The 17100-nt window shown below is 62.6% G+C and carries 14 protein-coding genes; 10 read left to right on the top strand and 4 right to left on the bottom strand.

The window, feature by feature from the left end; translation table 11 throughout:
* The 3 genes from AWB80_RS44225 to galU all read left to right on the top strand — a co-directional run.
* A partial coding sequence (locus tag AWB80_RS44225) for a hypothetical protein (protein WP_061180105.1) occupies positions 1 to 226 on the top strand: 226 nt, incomplete at its 5' end.
* A 525-nt stretch (positions 227 to 751) separates the two neighbouring features.
* Positions 752 to 3637, top strand: coding sequence for a valine--tRNA ligase (locus tag AWB80_RS39815; protein WP_061180104.1), 2886 nt, complete (start codon positions 752 to 754; stop codon positions 3635 to 3637).
* Between the two features lie 72 nt (positions 3638 to 3709).
* Positions 3710 to 4591, top strand: a complete 882-nt coding sequence (gene galU / locus AWB80_RS39810) for a UTP--glucose-1-phosphate uridylyltransferase GalU (protein ID WP_061180103.1) — start codon at positions 3710 to 3712, stop codon at positions 4589 to 4591.
* A gap of 80 nt (positions 4592 to 4671) precedes the next feature.
* Here the strand turns inward: galU and AWB80_RS39805 are convergent, their stop codons facing one another.
* The 4 genes from AWB80_RS39805 to AWB80_RS39790 form a co-directional block, all read right to left on the bottom strand.
* A complete protein-coding gene (locus AWB80_RS39805; protein WP_061180102.1) occupies positions 4672 to 4899 on the bottom strand; it encodes a sulfurtransferase TusA family protein in 228 nt (75 codons plus the stop codon).
* A gap of 65 nt (positions 4900 to 4964) precedes the next feature.
* Positions 4965 to 5981 carry a Gfo/Idh/MocA family oxidoreductase gene (locus tag AWB80_RS39800; RefSeq protein ID WP_061180101.1) on the bottom strand — a complete coding sequence of 339 codons (1017 nt, stop codon included), beginning with the start codon at positions 5979 to 5981 and terminating at the stop codon, positions 4965 to 4967.
* Positions 5978 to 6982 (bottom strand): inositol 2-dehydrogenase, encoded by a 1005-nt coding sequence (gene iolG, locus AWB80_RS39795; RefSeq protein WP_061180100.1) that lies wholly within the window; start codon positions 6980 to 6982, stop codon positions 5978 to 5980. Before iolG ends, AWB80_RS39800 begins: the two co-directional genes overlap by 4 nt.
* Positions 6972 to 7850 (bottom strand): MurR/RpiR family transcriptional regulator, encoded by an 879-nt coding sequence (locus AWB80_RS39790; protein ID WP_061180099.1) that lies wholly within the window; start codon positions 7848 to 7850, stop codon positions 6972 to 6974. Before AWB80_RS39790 ends, iolG begins: the two co-directional genes overlap by 11 nt.
* A 227-nt stretch (positions 7851 to 8077) precedes the next feature.
* On the opposite strand from AWB80_RS39790, the gene AWB80_RS39785 reads away from it, so the two are divergent.
* The 7 genes from AWB80_RS39785 (at position 8078) to iolB (ending at position 16903) form a co-directional block, all read left to right on the top strand.
* Entirely contained in the window at positions 8078 to 9130 is a 1053-nt protein-coding gene (locus tag AWB80_RS39785; RefSeq protein WP_061180098.1) for a sugar ABC transporter substrate-binding protein, read from the top strand.
* A 142-nt stretch (positions 9131 to 9272) separates the two neighbouring features.
* Positions 9273 to 10439 carry an ABC transporter permease gene (locus AWB80_RS39780; RefSeq protein ID WP_061180097.1) on the top strand — a complete coding sequence of 389 codons (1167 nt, stop codon included), beginning with the start codon at positions 9273 to 9275 and terminating at the stop codon, positions 10437 to 10439.
* A gap of 13 nt (positions 10440 to 10452) precedes the next feature.
* Positions 10453 to 11241 (top strand): ATP-binding cassette domain-containing protein, encoded by a 789-nt coding sequence (locus tag AWB80_RS39775; protein WP_061180096.1) that lies wholly within the window; start codon positions 10453 to 10455, stop codon positions 11239 to 11241.
* Between the two features lie 10 nt (positions 11242 to 11251).
* Positions 11252 to 13246, top strand: coding sequence for a bifunctional 5-dehydro-2-deoxygluconokinase/5-dehydro-2-deoxyphosphogluconate aldolase (locus AWB80_RS39770; protein ID WP_061180095.1), 1995 nt, complete (start codon positions 11252 to 11254; stop codon positions 13244 to 13246).
* The gene (iolD, locus tag AWB80_RS39765; protein ID WP_061180094.1) at positions 13243 to 15123 is read left to right on the top strand and encodes a 3D-(3,5/4)-trihydroxycyclohexane-1,2-dione acylhydrolase (decyclizing); all 1881 of its coding nucleotides are present in this window, start codon (positions 13243 to 13245) and stop codon (positions 15121 to 15123) included. The genes AWB80_RS39770 and iolD overlap by 4 nt, the downstream gene beginning before the upstream one ends.
* 68 nt (positions 15124 to 15191) lie before the next feature.
* Positions 15192 to 16094 carry a myo-inosose-2 dehydratase gene (gene iolE, locus AWB80_RS39760; protein WP_061180109.1) on the top strand — a complete coding sequence of 301 codons (903 nt, stop codon included), beginning with the start codon at positions 15192 to 15194 and terminating at the stop codon, positions 16092 to 16094.
* Entirely contained in the window at positions 16091 to 16903 is an 813-nt protein-coding gene (gene iolB / locus AWB80_RS39755; RefSeq protein WP_061180093.1) for a 5-deoxy-glucuronate isomerase, read from the top strand. Before iolE ends, iolB begins: the two co-directional genes overlap by 4 nt.
* Positions 16904 to 17100 lie beyond the last annotated feature (197 nt).

Here is a 17100-nt window from a genome sequence, read left to right as displayed (position 1 = left end):
CGGCGTGTTCGGCGTGTTCGGCGTGTTCGGCGTGTTCGGCGTGTTCGGCGTGTTCGGCGTGTTCGGCGTGTTCGACGTGCTCGACGTGCTCGACGTGCTCGACGCGCTCGACGTGTCAGTAGCGGCGTGCCCCGTGCTATTCGCTCGATCCGGGGCGTTCGCGCCGCGTGAATCGTTCACGTCGCTCGGCACCGCGAGCGCCGTCGGGACGCTTTGCGGCGTCTGACCTACCTTGGAATCATCCGTCGCGTTCGTATCGCCAGTTGCGCCAGAGGAGGTAGAACTGTCGGCGCCGCGGTTCGATGACGAAACGCTTTGCGCTGGCCCGGACGACGCTTCGCTGGTTCCAGACGACGAGCCTTGGACGGTATGTGATTGTCCTGCATCTGCGCTGGAAGCCTGAGAATCGTCGCGGGCCGGCGACGTCGCGTTGCTCACGGGGGTGGACATGTTGCTGCACTCCATCAAAATAGAGAAGACGAGGCGAGCGATCGAAGACTCGCTGCCCCAGATTCATTGCAGCATGCCCAAGTACCTTCGATGTATTAGATATTCATAGCCCCCGAGACAAGCTCCGCTGTAACCCTGACACGGCCACATCGCAAAACGAATCGCGATCGGACGAAGCATGCGCGGCCGGCGGACGCGCAAACGCGAGCTACATGAAACAGAGGAGCCGTTTCATCAAAAATCGCGTGCGCTCGACGCCGCTTATAATTGAAGATTATTCGCATCCACCAGCCGATCGAAAATGAATGACATCCCGGGCGAGACCACATCCACGCTTGCCAAGAGCTTCGAGCCTCAAAACATCGAGTCCCAATGGGGCCCGGAATGGGAAAAACGCGGGCTGTCCGCCCCCACGTTCCAGGACGGCGCGAAGAATTTCTCCATCCAGTTGCCGCCGCCGAACGTCACCGGCACGCTGCACATGGGGCACGCGTTCAACCAGACCATCATGGACGGCCTCACGCGCTATCACCGCATGCTCGGTGAAAACACGCTGTGGGTGCCGGGCACGGACCACGCGGGCATCGCGACGCAGATCGTCGTCGAGCGCCAGCTCGATGCGCAAGGCGTCTCGCGCCACGATCTCGGCCGCGAGGAATTCCTGAAGCGCGTGTGGGCGTGGAAGCAGCAGTCCGGCTCGACCATCACGAATCAGGTGCGGCGTCTGGGCGCATCGATCGACTGGTCGCGCGAATACTTCACGATGGACGACAAGATGTCGGCCGCCGTGCGCGACGTGTTCGTGACGCTCTACAAGCAAGGGCTCATCTACCGCGGCAAGCGCCTCGTGAACTGGGATCCGGTGCTCGGCACGGCCGTGTCGGATCTCGAAGTGGTGAGCGAGGAAGAAAGCGGCAGCCTGTGGCATATCCAGTATCCGCTGCCGGACGGCTCGGGCCATCTGACGGTCGCGACGACGCGCCCCGAAACCATGCTCGGCGACGTCGCCGTGATGGTGCATCCGGAAGACGAGCGCTATCAGCATCTGATCGGCAAGACGGTGGTGCTGCCGCTGTGCGATCGCGAGATTCCGGTCATCGCGGATGACTATGTGGACCGCGAGTTCGGCACCGGCGTCGTGAAGGTCACGCCCGCGCACGATTTCAACGACTACGCAGTCGGCCAGCGCCACAAGCTGCCGCAGATCGAAATCCTCACGCTCGACGCGAAGATCAACGACAACGCGCCCGAGAAGTATCGCGGCATGGACCGCTTCGATGCGCGCAAGCAGGTGGTGAAGGATCTCGAAGCGCTCGGCCTGCTCGAATCCGTCAAGCCGCACAAGCTGATGGTGCCGCGCGGCGACCGCACACAGGTCGTGATCGAGCCGATGCTCACGGACCAGTGGTTCGTCGCAATGACGAAGGCCGCGCCGGAAGGCACCTTCAATCCGGGCAAGTCGATCACGGAAACCTCGCTCGATGTCGTGCGCAGCGGCAAGATCAAGTTCGTGCCGGAGAACTGGACCACCACGTACTATCAGTGGCTGGAAAATATCCAGGACTGGTGCATCTCGCGCCAGTTGTGGTGGGGCCATCAGATTCCCGCGTGGTACGGCGAGAACGGCGAGATCTTCGTCGCGAAGACGGAAGACGAAGCTCGCGCCGATGCGAACGCCCAAGGCTACAAAGGCGCGCTGCGCCGCGACGAAGACGTCCTCGACACATGGTTCTCGTCCGCGCTGGTGCCGTTCTCGTCGCTCGGCTGGCCTAACGAGACGAAGGAATTGCAGGCGTTCCTGCCGTCGTCCGTGCTCGTGACGGGTTTCGACATCATCTTCTTCTGGGTCGCCAGAATGGTGATGATGACCACGCATTTCACCGGCAAGGTGCCTTTCGACACCGTCTATGTGCATGGCCTCGTGCGCGACGCCGAAGGCCAGAAGATGTCGAAGAGCAAGGGCAACACGCTCGACCCGATCGATATCGTCGATGGCATCGACCTCGAAACGCTCGTCGCGAAGCGCACGACGGGCCTCATGAACCCGAAAGCCGCCGCGCAGATCGAGAAGAAGACGCGCAAGGAATTCCCCGAGGGCATTCCGTCGTTCGGCACGGACGCGCTGCGCTTCACGATGGCGTCGATGGCCACGCTCGGCCGCAATGTGAATTTCGACCTCGCGCGCTGCGAGGGCTATCGTAACTTCTGCAACAAGCTGTGGAACGCCACGCGTTTCGTGCTGATGAACTGCGAAGGCCACGATTGCGGTTTCGCGAATCCGGGCGCGTGCAAGCCGGGAGATTGCGGGCCCGGCGGCTATACGGACTACTCGCAGGCCGACCGCTGGATCGTCTCGCTTCTGCAGCGCACGGAAGCGGAAGTCGAGAAGGGTTTCGCGGATTATCGTTTCGACAACGTCGCGAGCGCGATTTACAAGTTCGTCTGGGACGAGTACTGCGACTGGTATCTCGAACTTGCGAAGGTGCAGATCCAGACCGGCACGCCCGAGCAGCAGACCGCGACGCGCCGCACGCTGTTGCGCGTGCTGGAAACGGTGCTGCGCCTCGCGCATCCGATCATTCCGTTCATCACCGAGGCGTTGTGGCAGAAGGTCGCGCCGCTGACCGACGCGTTCCCGGCGGGCGCGAACGAAGGCGACGTGTCGATCATGACGCAGCCCTACCCGCGCCCCGAGCCGAAAAAAATCGACGAATCCGCCGAACAGTGGGCCGCCGAACTGAAATCCGTCATCGATGCATGTCGTAATCTGCGAGGCGAAATGAATCTGTCGCCCGCGGTGAAGGTGCCGTTGCTCGCGCACGGCGACGCGGCGCGCCTCACCGCGTTCGCACCGTACGTTGCCGCGCTCGCGCGTCTGTCCGAAGTCAAGATCATCGACGACGAAGCCGCCCTCGACAAGGAAGCGCATGGCGCGCCGGTCGCGATCATCGGCACGAACAAGCTCGTGCTGAAGGTCGAGATCGATGTCGCCGCGGAACGCGAACGGCTGACGAAGGAAGTGGACCGCCTCACCGCCGAAGTCACAAAATGTAACGCGAAGCTCGGCAATGAAAGCTTTGTTGCAAAAGCGCCTGCCGCTGTCGTTGAACAGGAGCGCAAAAGGCTGGCAGAATACGGAACCACTATCGAGAAGCTGCAGGCCCAATTATTGCGTCTGCCGGCTTGAATTGGAGGTTCGAATCATCGATCCGTTCCGTTTGTCTCGACGTTCTAAATGATTTAAGAGGATCAGGGTCACATGCTAAAAGTTACCAAAGCGGTTTTCCCCGTCGCCGGTCTGGGTACGCGGTTTCTTCCCGCGACCAAGGCCAGCCCGAAGGAAATGCTGCCAGTCGTGGACAAGCCGCTGATTCAATACGCGGTCGAGGAAGCGATGGCCGCCGGCATTACCGAAATGATCTTCGTGACGGGTCGCAGCAAGCGCGCGATCGAAGACCATTTTGACAAGTCCTATGAGATCGAGGCGGAACTCGAGGCGCGCGGCAAGGACAAGCTGCTCGAACTCGTGCGCAGCATCAAGCCGAGCCATGTGGATTGCTTCTACGTGCGTCAGGCCGAAGCGCTCGGTCTCGGCCACGCGGTGCTGTGCGCGGAGAAGCTCGTCGGCGACAACCCGTTCGCCGTGATCCTCGCGGACGACCTGCTGTATGGCAAGCCGCCCGTGATGACGCAAATGATCGAAGTCTTCGACCACTATCACAGCTCGGTGATCGGCGTGGAAGAGATTCCGGCGGAGGATTCGAAGTCCTACGGCATCATCGACGGCAAGGAGTGGGAAGATAACATCTTCAAGCTGGCGGGCATCGTCGAGAAGCCGGAACCGGCGGTGGCGCCGTCGAATCTGGGCGTGGTCGGCCGGTATGTGCTGAAGCCGCGCATCTTCGATCACATCCGCGCGCTGAAGCCGGGCGCGGGCGGCGAACTGCAACTGACGGACGCGATTCAATCGCTGCTGTCGGATGAGCAAGTGCTCGCGTACAAGTATCACGGCACGCGCTTCGACTGCGGCAGCAAGCTGGGCTATCTGAAGGCGACGGTGGAATTCGCGCTGCGCCATCCGGAAGTGAAGGCGGATTTCGAGGAATATCTGCGCAACCGCGCGCCGATTCTCGAAGGCTGAGTCACTGGCCGAAACGGCTGAAAAAAATGCCCGTCACCTGCGTGACGGGCATTTTCGCTTTTGGGCGCTGCGTGCGGGATTCAACGTCGACGCATCAGGAAAGTGAACGTCTTGTCCTGCGTTGTCACTTCGACGATCTCGTTGCCGGTCTGCTTGGCGAAGGCCGCGAAATCGCGCTGCGATCCTGGGTCGGTCGCGAGCACCTTCAGAATCTGACCGCTCGTCATGTCGGCGAGCGCCTTTTTTGCCCGCAGAATCGGCAGCGGGCAGTTGAGCCCGCGCGCGTCGACTTCCTTGTGAACTTCCATCGCGATTGAACCTTTCGTTTGCCTGTGGGGGGTGCGCTCGGTGAGGTTCGATTTTAACGCAGTGGTCACAACTCCACCGCCCTCCCACTCTCATAAGCCTGCCGCATCGCGATGCCGATGCGCGTTGCTTCCCTTGCATCCGCAAGCGTTAGCCCCGTCGGCATCCCGTCTCTGAGCAGCGCCACGAACGCCTGCGCCTCGCGCAGAAACGCATCTTCGAAGCGCTCGAAGAATGTCGGCGTGCACGCATTGCGCATGCCGTGCGCATCGGCGATCTCGACGCGATTCGCACGCGGATTGCGCCCGACCGACAGCACGCCCGCCGTGCCGATCACCTCCGTCTGCGTATCGTGACCGTGCGCCATCGTGCGCGACGCGTAGAGCACCGCGAGCCGCCCATCCTCGAATTCGATGGTGCCCACGCCGTTATCGATGTCATTGCATTCGCGCAAGCCTTCGTGAATCGCGATCGTCCCGCTCGCGTACACGCGCTTCGGTTTCGGATTGCCAAGCAGCCAGCGCGCGAGATCGATGTCGTGCACGCTGCAATCGAGAAAGAGCCCGCCCGAGGTCGGCGCGAAACGCACGAAGAAGCCGTCCGGATCGTTCTTGTCGCAAGTCTGCGAGCGCACCATGAAAGGCCTGCCGATCGCGCCCTTCGTCACGCTGTCGAACGCATCGCGATAGCTCGCGTCGAAGCGGCGCACGAAGCCGATCATCACGTGCAGATGCGGATGGCGCGCGTGCGCTTCGATCACGGCATCGCATTCTGCGAGATCGAGCGATAGCGGCTTCTCGCAGAACACGTGCTTGCCCGCGCGCAACGCCGCGATGATCTGACTCGCGTGCAGCGATGTCGGCGTGACGAGCCATACGGCATCCACCGAAGGATCGGCGAGCAATGCATCGTAATCCTGATGAATCGACGGTTCCGCAAACTTCGCCCGCGCCCACTCGCGCTCTTCCGACACCGGACTGCACGCCGCGACGAGCTTCGCACCCGGCACATGCCACGCGAGATTTTCGGCATGACGCCGCCCGAGCCTTCCCAGCCCGACGATACCCACGCGCACCGGATTCATGCCGCGCTCCCTCCGAGACTGACGATGCGCTTCTCGCGCCACGACAGCGTGGCGGCTTCGGCGAGCTCCAGCGCCTTCAAACCGTCCGCGACCGTGGTGCGCACCGGCTTGCCCGTCGTGACCGCATCGAAGAAATGCGCGATTTCCGCCGCGTACGCCGCGCGATAGCGTTCGAGAAAGAACGCCTCGGGCTTGTCGCTCGACACCGCCGTCGCTGAATACGCGGTGACTTCGGTCGGCCGCACGTTGCCCGCCTGCAGCATGCCCAGGCTGCCGAGCAGTTCGAAGCGCTGATCGTAGCCATACGCCGCGCGCCGCGCCGTATTGATCTGACACAGGCGCCCGCGCTTCGTGCGGATCGTCACGGCGGTCGAATCGATGTCGCCCGCATCGGCGATGGCGGGATCGCTGAGACAACTGCCGGTCGCGTGCAGCGTGTCGGCTTCGTCGTCGAGAATCCAGCGGAAGATATCGAAGTCGTGAATCAGCATGTCCTTGAAGATGCCGCCCGAGTGTTTGATGTACTCGACAGGCGGCGCGCCCGGATCGCGGCTCGTGACGATCAGCATTTCCGGATCGCCGATCTCGCCCGCGTCGATGCGCGCCTTCAGCGCGGAAAAGGTCGGATCGAAGCGGCGCTGAAAGCCGATCATGCAGACGACACCGGCCTTCGCCACGGCATCGGCACACGCGCGGGCGCGCTCGATCGTCAGATCGACCGGCTTCTCGCAGAACACATGTTTCTTCTGCGCCGCCGACGCCAGGATCAACTCCGCATGCGTGTCCGTGCTCGAACACACGACCGTCGCGCCGACGGAAGCATCGCCCATCGCGCCATCGACATCGGCGACGGTCGCACCATGCGCTTTCGCGAGCGCGGCAGCCGCGTCGCGATTCACATCGACGACATATTTCAAACGCACGCCCGGCTGCCGCGCGAGATTGGCCGCGTGAATCTTGCCGATGCGTCCTGCGCCGAACACCGCCACATCAATCGTCATAGCCACCTGTCTCCTTGGATTCCTCGACATTCAACTCGAGCCGGTACGCGAGCGCGATGAACAACGCCTGGCACAGGCAAATGGTGCTCGTGAGCGAACGGAACGCGAACGCGCTGCCCTCCTTCACGAACAGACTCGCGCTCGCGTGGCGCGCGAGCGGCGAAAGCTGGCTATCGGTGATGACGAGGGTCTTCGCGCCATGATGCTGCGCGGCGCGCACGCAATACTGCGTCTCCTTGCCGTAGGGCGCGAAGCTGATCGCGACCACCACGTCCCCCTTCTTCACGCTGCGGACCTGCTCGCGGAACATGCCGCCGAAGCCCGAAATCAGATGCACGCGCTTCTTCGTGTGCTGCAATGCATAGACGATGTAGCTCGCCACCGCGAACGAACGGCGCACGCCGATTACGTAGATGTTCTCGGCCTGCGAAAGCATCTCGACGGCAGCATCGAACTGCTCGTCGTCGAGACCGGCTTCGAGCTCGTCCAGACCCGTGCGGCTCGCGGCGATGAACTCGCGCGCCACCGACACGCCCGACGCCTCGCCCGCCTTCTCGTCGATGAGCTTGCGAATGCGCTGCTGATAGCTCTGCTGGGAGCCGCCGGCGCCCGTGTACGCCTGCCTGAAGACGGCCTGCAAGTCCGAAAAGCCGGAGAAGCCGAAGCGCTGCGCGAACCGCACGACGGCGGACGCATGCACGCCGCACGCGCTCGCGATATCGCTCGTGCGGTCCATCATCACGCTCTGGCGATGCTGCTCGATGTAGGTCGCGACGCTCTTCAACTGGCGCGGCAGCGAGTCGTACGCGTCGGTGATCCGCTGCATCAGTTCGTCGACGCTCTGGACTTCGGTGCTGGTCTCATCCATTTCTGTGGCTCAAAGTGCGCGCTCCGATGTCGAGCGCCGTGGAACCGATTATAGGAACGCGGCAAGCAAATTGGAATGTATTTTCCATTTGTCGCACACATAAAATTTCTATTGCAGACCGCCGAAAACTGACCTAATCTTGGTCTTGAGCACGGCACCGCCACGACCCGTACGGTGCCTGCTCGCGAAAACATCACACCAAACAACAACCGAGATAGGTGGAGACAATGACCATTTGCAACGGTCGGGCCGCGCTGCGCGCGCTGGTGGCTGCTGCTGCGTTGTGCAGTGCGGCGTTGATGACGGCGAGCCCCGCGCACGCGGCGCCCGACGCGAAGTTCGTGCTGATCAGCCACGCGCCCGATTCGGATTCGTGGTGGAACGTGATCAAGAACGCCATCAAACAGGCCGACGAAGACTTCAACGTGCAAACCGATTACCGCAATCCGCCCAACGGGGATATCGCGGACATGTCGCGCCTGATCGAGCAGGCCGCCGCGCGCAACTACGACGGCGTCATCACCACCATCGCGGACTTCGACGTGCTGAAGAGCTCGATCAACAAAGTCACCGCGAAGAAGATTCCGCTCGTGACGATCAACTCCGGCACGGAAGAGCAAAGCGCGCAACTGGGCGCGATCATGCACGTCGGACAGCCGGAATATGTCGCGGGCAACGAGGCCGGCAAGAAGGCCAAGGCCGCGGGCGTGAAGACGTTCCTCTGCGTGAACCACATCGCGACCAATACGGTGTCGTTCGATCGCTGCAAAGGCTTCGCCGATGCGCTCGGCATCGACTACAAGGCATCGACCATCGACTCCGGTCAGGACCCGACGGAAATTCAGTCGAAGGTCTCGGCGTATCTGCGCAACCATCCGGACACGCAGGCGATCCTCACGCTCGGACCGACGCCCGCCTCGGCGACGATCAAGGCCGTCACGCAGATGGGCCTGCAAAACAAGCTCTATTTCGTGACCTTCGACTTCTCCGACGATATCGCGAAGGCCATCAAGGACGGCACGATCAAGTTCGCGATCGACCAGCAGCCGTATCTGCAAGGCTATATCCCGGTGGCCGTGCTTTCCGTCGTCAAGAAGGAGCACACGACCGATCCCGCGAAGATCCGCCAGATCCTCGAAGCGAATCCAAAGTTCAAGGCGCGCCTCGAGACGTATGGATTGCAGCCGTCGTATGGGCCGAAGAACATCCGTTCGGGCCCGGGTTTCATCACCAAAGAAAATCTCGACAAGGTCGTGAAGTACGCGGGTCAATATCGTTGATCCCCGCCTGACCTGCTTCGGGCGGCAACGCTAGCGCCGCCCGCTTTTATCAGCCTCCCACGTCACTTGCTGCGTCCGTTCGCGGACGCGGCGGGGACGCGCGCATCGGTACCGCATCGAATTCAAGCCTCAAGGAGCCATCATGGGCGTAGCCGGCAAGCACTTTCCTCCTCACGTGAACCCTCAGCAGGACAACGCCGAGGCACCTGACCAGGCAAAGCCCTCGGATGAACGCGTACGCAAGCAATCGTGGTTCGGCCATCTGCTGAACCGCCCGGAATTTGCGGCGATTTCCGGCACCGTCCTCGTGTTTATCGTGTTCGGCTTCGGCGCCGGTTCGTCGGGCATGTTCGCGCTCGACGGCGTGATGAACTGGTCGCAGGTCGCCGCCTATCTCGGCCTGCTCGCGGTCGGCGCGTGTCTTTTGATGATTGCGGGCGAGTTCGATCTGTCGATCGGCTCGATGATCGGCTTCGCGGGCATGATGGTCGCGCTGCCCGCGGTCTACTTCCACTGGCCGATCTCGCTCTCGATTCTGTTCGCCTTCGGCACGTCGATGTTGCTCGGCGCGCTGAACGGCTATCTCGTGATGAAGACGCGCCTGCCCTCGTTCATCGTCACGCTCGCGTTCCTGTTCATTCTGCGCGGCCTGACGCTCGCGCTGTCGATCATGTTCGCGGACCGCACGATCATCTCCGGCGTCGGCGATCTCGCGCAGGCCGATCCCATCGCCAACACGCTTTTTCATGGCGTCGCGTTCCACGGCCTGTTCACCTGGCTCGCGCATATGGGCATCGGCAAATTGCTGGATAGTGGCCAGCCGCTCGTACCGGGCATTCCGAAGGTCCTGATCTGGTGGTTCGCGCTCGCAGCGATCTGCGCGTTCGTGCTCGCCAAGACGCGCTACGGCAACTGGATTCTCGCCGTCGGCGGCGATGCGAACGCCGCGAAGAACGTCGGCGTGCCGGTCAAGCGCGTGAAGATTTCGCTGTTCGTGCTGACCGCGTTCTGCTCGTGCCTGTTCGCCGTGCTGCAAGTGTGCGATATCGGTTCGGCCGCGGCCGACCGTGGCCTGCAAAAGGAATTCGAAGCGATCATCGCGGCGGTCATCGGCGGCACCTTGCTGACGGGCGGTTATGGATCGGTGGTCGGCGCGTGCTTCGGCGCGCTGATCTTCGGCGTCGTGCAGATCGGCATCACTTATACCAACGTGAGTTCGGACTGGTTCCGCGTGTTCCTCGGCGTGATGCTGCTGCTCGCCGTGCTCTTCAACCACTACGTGCGCCGCCGCGTCTCGCAAGCTCAGTAAGAGGAGAACCGACATGAACGACGACAACATCCTCGCGCTCGAAAACGTCAGCAAGTTTTTCGGCAAGGTGATCGCGCTGAACGGCGTCACGTTGCGGTTGAAGCGCGGCGAAGTGCATTGTCTGCTCGGCGACAACGGCGCGGGCAAGTCCACGCTCATCAAGACGCTGGCGGGCGTGCATGCGCCCTCCTCCGGCGACTATCTGGTCGATGGCGAACCGGTGCATTTCGACTCGCCGAAAGAAGCGCTCGATCTCGGCATTGCGACCGTGTATCAGGATCTCGCGCTCGTGCCCTTGCTGTCGGTCGCGCGCAACTTCTTCATGGGCCGCGAGCCGCAGAAGAAGCGCTTCGGTCTCTTCAGCGTGATGGACCTCGACCTCGCGGCCGTCACCTCGCGCACCAAGCTCGCTGAAATGGGCATCAACGTGCGCGATCCGCATCAACCGATCGGCACGATGTCCGGCGGCGAGAAGCAATGCCTCGCGATCGCCCGCGCGATTCACTTCGGCGCGCGCGTGCTGATTCTCGACGAACCGACTGCCGCGCTCGGCGTGAAGCAGAGCTTCAACGTGCTGAAGCTGATCCACAAGGCGCGCGAAAAAGGCATCTCGGTGATCTTCATCACGCACAACGTGCACCACGCGTATCCGATCGGCGATTCGTTCACGCTGCTCAATCGCGGCCGCTCGATGGGCACGTTCACGAAGGACACCATCAGCAAGAACGAAGTGCTCGACATGATGGCGGGCGGCGCCGAAATGCAGCAGATGATGAGCGAACTCGAAGGCGCGACGATCTGAGGACTTCACAATGACACAACACACGCACTCCCGCTTTGCGCCGGATCGCCCGCTCGACATCATCTGCCTCGGACGGATCGCCGTCGATCTGTACGCGCAGCAGGTCGGCGCGCGGCTCGAAGACGTGGCCACGTTCGCAAAGTATCTCGGCGGCTCGTCGGCGAACATCGCGTTCGGTTGCGCGCGGCTGGGTCTGAAATCGTCGATGCTCGCGCGCGTCGGCAATGATCACATGGGCCGCTTTCTCACCGAAACGCTCGAACGCGAAGGCTGCGACACGAGCCATTTGCGCGTCGATCGCGAACGGCTCACCGGACTCGTGCTGCTCGGACTCGAAGACCGCGATACCTTTCCGCTCGTGTTCTATCGCGAGAACTGCGCGGACATGGCCGTCGACGAAAGCGATTTCGATGAAGCGTATATCGCGTCGTCGAAGGCGTTGCTCATCACTGGCACGCACTTCTCTACCGAGCAGGTGAACCGCGCGAGCCGCCACGCGCTGGACCATGCGCGACGCAATGACGTACGCACGATTCTCGACATCGACTATCGGCCGGTGTTGTGGGGCTTGACGGGCAAGGCGGACGGCGAGACGCGCTTCATCGCCAATGAAGGCGTGACCGCGCACTTGCAACGCATCCTGCCGTTGATCGATCTCGTGATCGGCACCGAAGAGGAGTTTCGGATCGCGGGCGGCAAGGACCGTCTGATCGATGCGCTCGCGATGGTCCGCAAGGTCACGAGCGCAACGCTCGTCGTGAAGCGCGGGCCGCTCGGCTGCTCGATCATCGAGGGCGCGGTGCCCGCTTCCATCGACGATGCGCCGATTCACGGCGGCGTCGAAGTGGACGTGCTCAATGTGCTCGGCGCGGGCGACGCATTCGCGTCCGGTTTCCTGTCCGGCTGGCTGCGCGACGCGCCTCTGGAAGCCTGCGCGCGCACGGCGAACGCGTGCGGCGCGCTCGTGGTGTCGCGTCATGGCTGCGCGCCCGCGATGCCCACGCCCGCCGAACTCGATTACTTCCTCGACGCCGCGCGACAAGACCCCGTGCGCATGCGCCGCCCGGACCGCGACGCGACGCTTGCGCGGCTGCATCGCGTGAGCCCGAACCGCAAGCAATGGAATGAAGTGCTCGGCTTCGCGTTCGATCATCGCAACCAGTTCTTCGATCTGGCGCAGCAAACGGGCGCGAGCGAGGCACGCATATCGACGTTGAAGAATCTGTTCGTCGAAGCCGTCGCGCAGACGGAGAAGGAGCTCGGGCTCGAAGGACGTATCGGCGTACTGATCGATGATCGATACGGTCAGGACGCGTTGAACGCCGCGACGGGGCGAGGCTGGTGGATCGGACGGCCGGTCGAACTGCCGGGTTCGTTGCCGCTCGTGTTCGATCACGGCCGCTCGATCGGCACGACGCTCACGCAATGGCCGCGCGAACAGGTCGCGAAGTGTCTGGTGCAATATCACCCCGATCATCCGCATGACGTGCGTCTCGAACAGGAAGCGCAACTGCGCGCGCTCTACGACGCCGTGCAGGAAAGCGGCAATGAATTGCTGCTCGAAGTGATCGTGCCGAAGAACGGTCCGCCCGTCGATGACGACACCGTGCATCGCGCGTTGAAGCGTCTCTATAACCTCGGCATCTACCCGGAATGGTGGAAGCTGGAAGCGATGAGTTCTGCACAGTGGCAGGCGGTCGACGCGCTGATCGCGGAACGCGATCCGTATTGCCGTGGCGTCGTGCTGCTCGGACTGTCGGCGGCCGTCGAGCAGTTGCGCGACGGCTTCAAGGCGGCGGCATCGTCGAAGACATGCAGGGGCTTCACGGTCGGGCGCACGATCTTTCATGAGCCGAGCCATGCGTGGCTCGCCAACGAGATCGACGACAAAGAGCTGATCGCACGCGTGCGCCGCACGTTCGAAGCCTTGATCGGCGCGTGGCGCGATACGCGTTCCGCCTCGCACGTGGAAAACCATCAGGTCAAACAGGAGCAGGCCGCATGAACCAGCGTGCAACGCAAACTGAAACTGCCGTGAGTTCCACGATTCGACTGACCGCGGCGCAGGCTCTCGTGCGCTATCTCGCAGCGCTGCGTACCGAGCACGGCGAGCCGCTGTTCGGTGGCGTGTTCGCGATCTTCGGGCACGGTAATGTCGCGGGTATCGGCGAGGCGCTGTATCGGCATCGCGATGCATTGCCGACGTATCGCGCGCACAACGAGCAGGCGATGGCGCATAGTGCGATCGCGTATGCGAAGGCGCACATGCGGCGGCGCATGATGGCCGTGACGACGTCCATCGGGCCGGGCGCGACCAACCTCGTGACGGCGGCTGCGCTCGCGCATGTCAATCGCTTGCCGGTGTTGTTTCTGCCTGGCGATATCTTCGTCTCGCGCGCGCCGGACCCGGTGTTGCAGCAAGTCGAGGACAGTCACGATGGCGGCGTGTCCGCGAACGATGCATTGAAGGCGGTGTCGCGCTATTTCGATCGCATCGTGCATCCCGCGCAATTGTTGAGCGCGTTGCCGCGCGCGATCCGCGTGCTCACCGATGCGGCCTTGTGCGGCCCCGTCACGCTCGCGCTGCCGCAGGACGTGCAGGCGATGGCGTTCGACTACCCTGCTTCGTTCTTCGAGCCGCGCGTCGTCGAGTTTCACGCGCCCGCGCCGATTGCGAGCGAGATCGAGCGCGCGGCGACGATGCTGCGTGAGGCGCGCGAGCCGTTGATCATATCGGGCGGCGGCGTGCTGTACGGCCTTGCTACCGATGCGTTGCACGGTTTCGCGCACAAGCACGGCATTCCGGTTGCGGAAACGCAGGCGGGCAAAGGCGCGCTTCTATGGGACGATGCGTTGAACGTCGGCGGCATCGGCGTGACGGGCGCATCGGCCGCGAACGAACTCGCGCATGCGAGCGATTGCGTGCTGGCTGTCGGCACGCGTCTGCAGGATTTCACGACCGGATCGAACACGCTCTTCACGCAGGCGCGGCTCATTGCGATCAACGCCAACCCGTTCGATGCGCTGAAGCAGGACGCCGTCGCCGTGCAGGCCGATGCGCGTCTCGCGCTCGCTGCGCTGTCCGAAGCGCTGGGTGACTGGCGCGCATCGCCGCAATGGACGACGCGTGCGCATCGGCTCGCGAACGACTGGCGCGAGACCGTCGCACATGTGACGAACACGCCGGTTGCGGATGGCCTCCTGCCGCGCGAAGCCGATGTCATCGGCGCAGTGCAGCGCTCCGACGATGCTTCGGCTGCGAACGACATCGTCGTGTGTGCGGCCGGCACGCTGCCCGCCGACTTGCAGAAGCTGTGGCGCACGGGGAAGCCGGGCGGCTATCACGTCGAATATGGTTATTCGTGCATGGGCTATGAGATCGCGGGTGGTCTCGGCGTGAAGCTCGCGCGGCCCGAGCGCGAGGTGATCGTGATCGTCGGCGACGGCAGCTATCTGATGATGAATAGCGAACTTGCGACCTCCGTCATGCTCGGCGCGAAGGTAATCGTGGTGCTGCTCGACAATCGCGGGTTTGGCTGCATCAACCGGTTGCAGCAGGCGTGCGGCGGTGCGCCGTTCAACAATCTCATCGACGATTGCAAGCAAGGCGCGCATGGTGCGCCGCGGATCGATTTCGCGATGCATGCGCGATCGCTGGGCGCTTTGTCGGAGCATGTGGCGAATATCGATGAGTTGCAAGCCGCGATGAAACGCGCGCGCGGCGCGGATCGTAGTTATCTGATCTCTATCGATACCGATCCTGCGCGGCCCACTGAAGAAGGTGGATGGTGGTGGGAAGTGGCCGTGCCGGAGGTGTCGGATCGCGCGGCGGTAGTCGTGGCACGTGGGGAGTATGAGCGGGCTATCGAGGCTCGGGGTTGAGGTGGCTTTCACTTTCCATGCCATGGATTTCACAGAAGCAAACGCGTAACGCAAAACAGGACTCTCCGATGCCGCTAAACATCCGCATAGGAATCAACCCGCTGTCGTGGATGAACGACGACCTGCCGTCTCTTGGCGGCGAGACACCCTTGTCCACCGCCCTGACCGAAGGCAAACAGATCGGCTATGAGGGCTTCGAACTAGGCAACAAGTTCCCGCGCGAGCCTGAGTCGCTAAAGGCATTGCTGAAGCAATACGATCTAGCCCTGGTCTCCGGCTGGTATTCAGGCAGGCTCGCAGAACGCAGCGTGGAAGAAGAGATCGAAGCCGCAACCCCCCACCTCGACCTGCTCGCAAAAAACGGCGCAACGGCGATGGTCTACGGCGAAGTAGCCAATTCGATCCAGAGCGCTCCAAAACCCCTCTACCAACGTCCGCGCTTCTTCTCCGACACACAGTGGAATGAATACGCCGACCGTCTGAACCGCTTCGCCGAATTCACGCTCTCACGCGGCGTGCGCGTGGCCTATCATCATCATATGGGCGCGTATATCGAAACGCCCGCCGATGTCGATCGCCTGATGGCTCTGACGAACGATGCAGTCGGTCTGCTGTTCGACGCGGGTCACATCACCTTCGCGGGCGGCGACGCACTGACCGTGCTGCAGAAGCACATCGCGCGCGTGCGCCATGTGCATTGCAAGGACGTGCGCCCGGACATCGTGAAGCTCGCACGCAACCGCAACTGGAGCTTTCTCGATGCGGTCATCAACGGCGCGTTCACCGTGCCGGGCGATGGCGCCGTCGACTATGCGGGCATCATCGCGTGTCTCGCGAAGCACGATTACGATGGCTGGCTCGTCGTGGAAGCCGAGCAGGACCCGGTGATCGCGCCGAGCTATGCCTATGCCGACAAGGGCTATCGCACCCTGCGCGCACTCGTCGACGGAACCTTCAAGGAGGCAGCATGAGTCTGCTAGTGAAAGCATCGCGCGATGGACAAACCATTGCGCGCGTCACGCCCGAATCGGCGGGCTGGAAGCATGTCGGCTTCGCGGCGTATCGGCTCGATGCGGGCGACGTCGTGCACGTGTACGACGCGGATCGCGAGAGCTGCATCGTCGTGTTGACGGGCACGGTGAGCGTCGAAGCGGGCGACGAGCATTATCAGTCGATCGGCTCGCGCGACAGCGTGTTCGAGGACGCCGCGCCGTATGCGGTCTATGTGCCGCCGAAGCTCGCCGCGATCGTGCGTGCGGAGCGCGACGCGCAAATCGGCGTGGCGAGCGCGCCCGCGAAGGGCGAATATCCGCCGCGTCTGATCGAGCCTTCGCAGATGAAGCGCTCGACGCGCGGCAGGGACGCGAATACGCGCTACGTGTGCGATATTCTTCCGCAGACCGAAGCGGCGGAGTCGCTGCTCGTCGTCGAAGTACGCACGCCGGGCGGGCACGCGTCGAGCTATCCGCCGCACAAGCACGACAAGGACAATGTGCCGGTGGAGAGTTCGCTCGAAGAGACGTACTACCATCGGTTGAATCCGCCGCAAGGCTTCGCGTTTCAGCGGGTCTACACCGACGAGCGCGATCTCGACGAGACGATGGCAGTCGAAGATCACGATGTCGTGATGGTGCCGCGTGGGTATCATCCGGTCGTGGTGCCGTATGGCTACGATAACTACTATCTCAACGTGATGGCAGGCAACAAGCGCACGTGGCACTTCAAGAACGATCCGAAGCATGAGTGGATCGTGGAGCGGGATAGCAAGGCTTCGACCTAGAGGGTTTTCGGCAGGATTATCGCCGGATCCCGTGTTCGTGTCGGTCTATTAGCACTGCCCCTGTGCGGGGCGGCAGTCACTTTCTTTGCTGCTGCAAAGAAAGTAACCAAAGAAAGCAGCCTGATACGCCCGCGGTCACACGCAATCTGGGTGTTCTTCTCGTTGTTCGTGGCGTCTGTAGCGAGTGCCCTCGTAGG

Source organism: Caballeronia pedi (assembly GCF_001544915.2).
Taxonomy (GTDB): Bacteria; Pseudomonadota; Gammaproteobacteria; order Burkholderiales; family Burkholderiaceae; genus Caballeronia; species Caballeronia pedi.
This window is presented reverse-complemented; position numbering and strand designations above follow the sequence as displayed.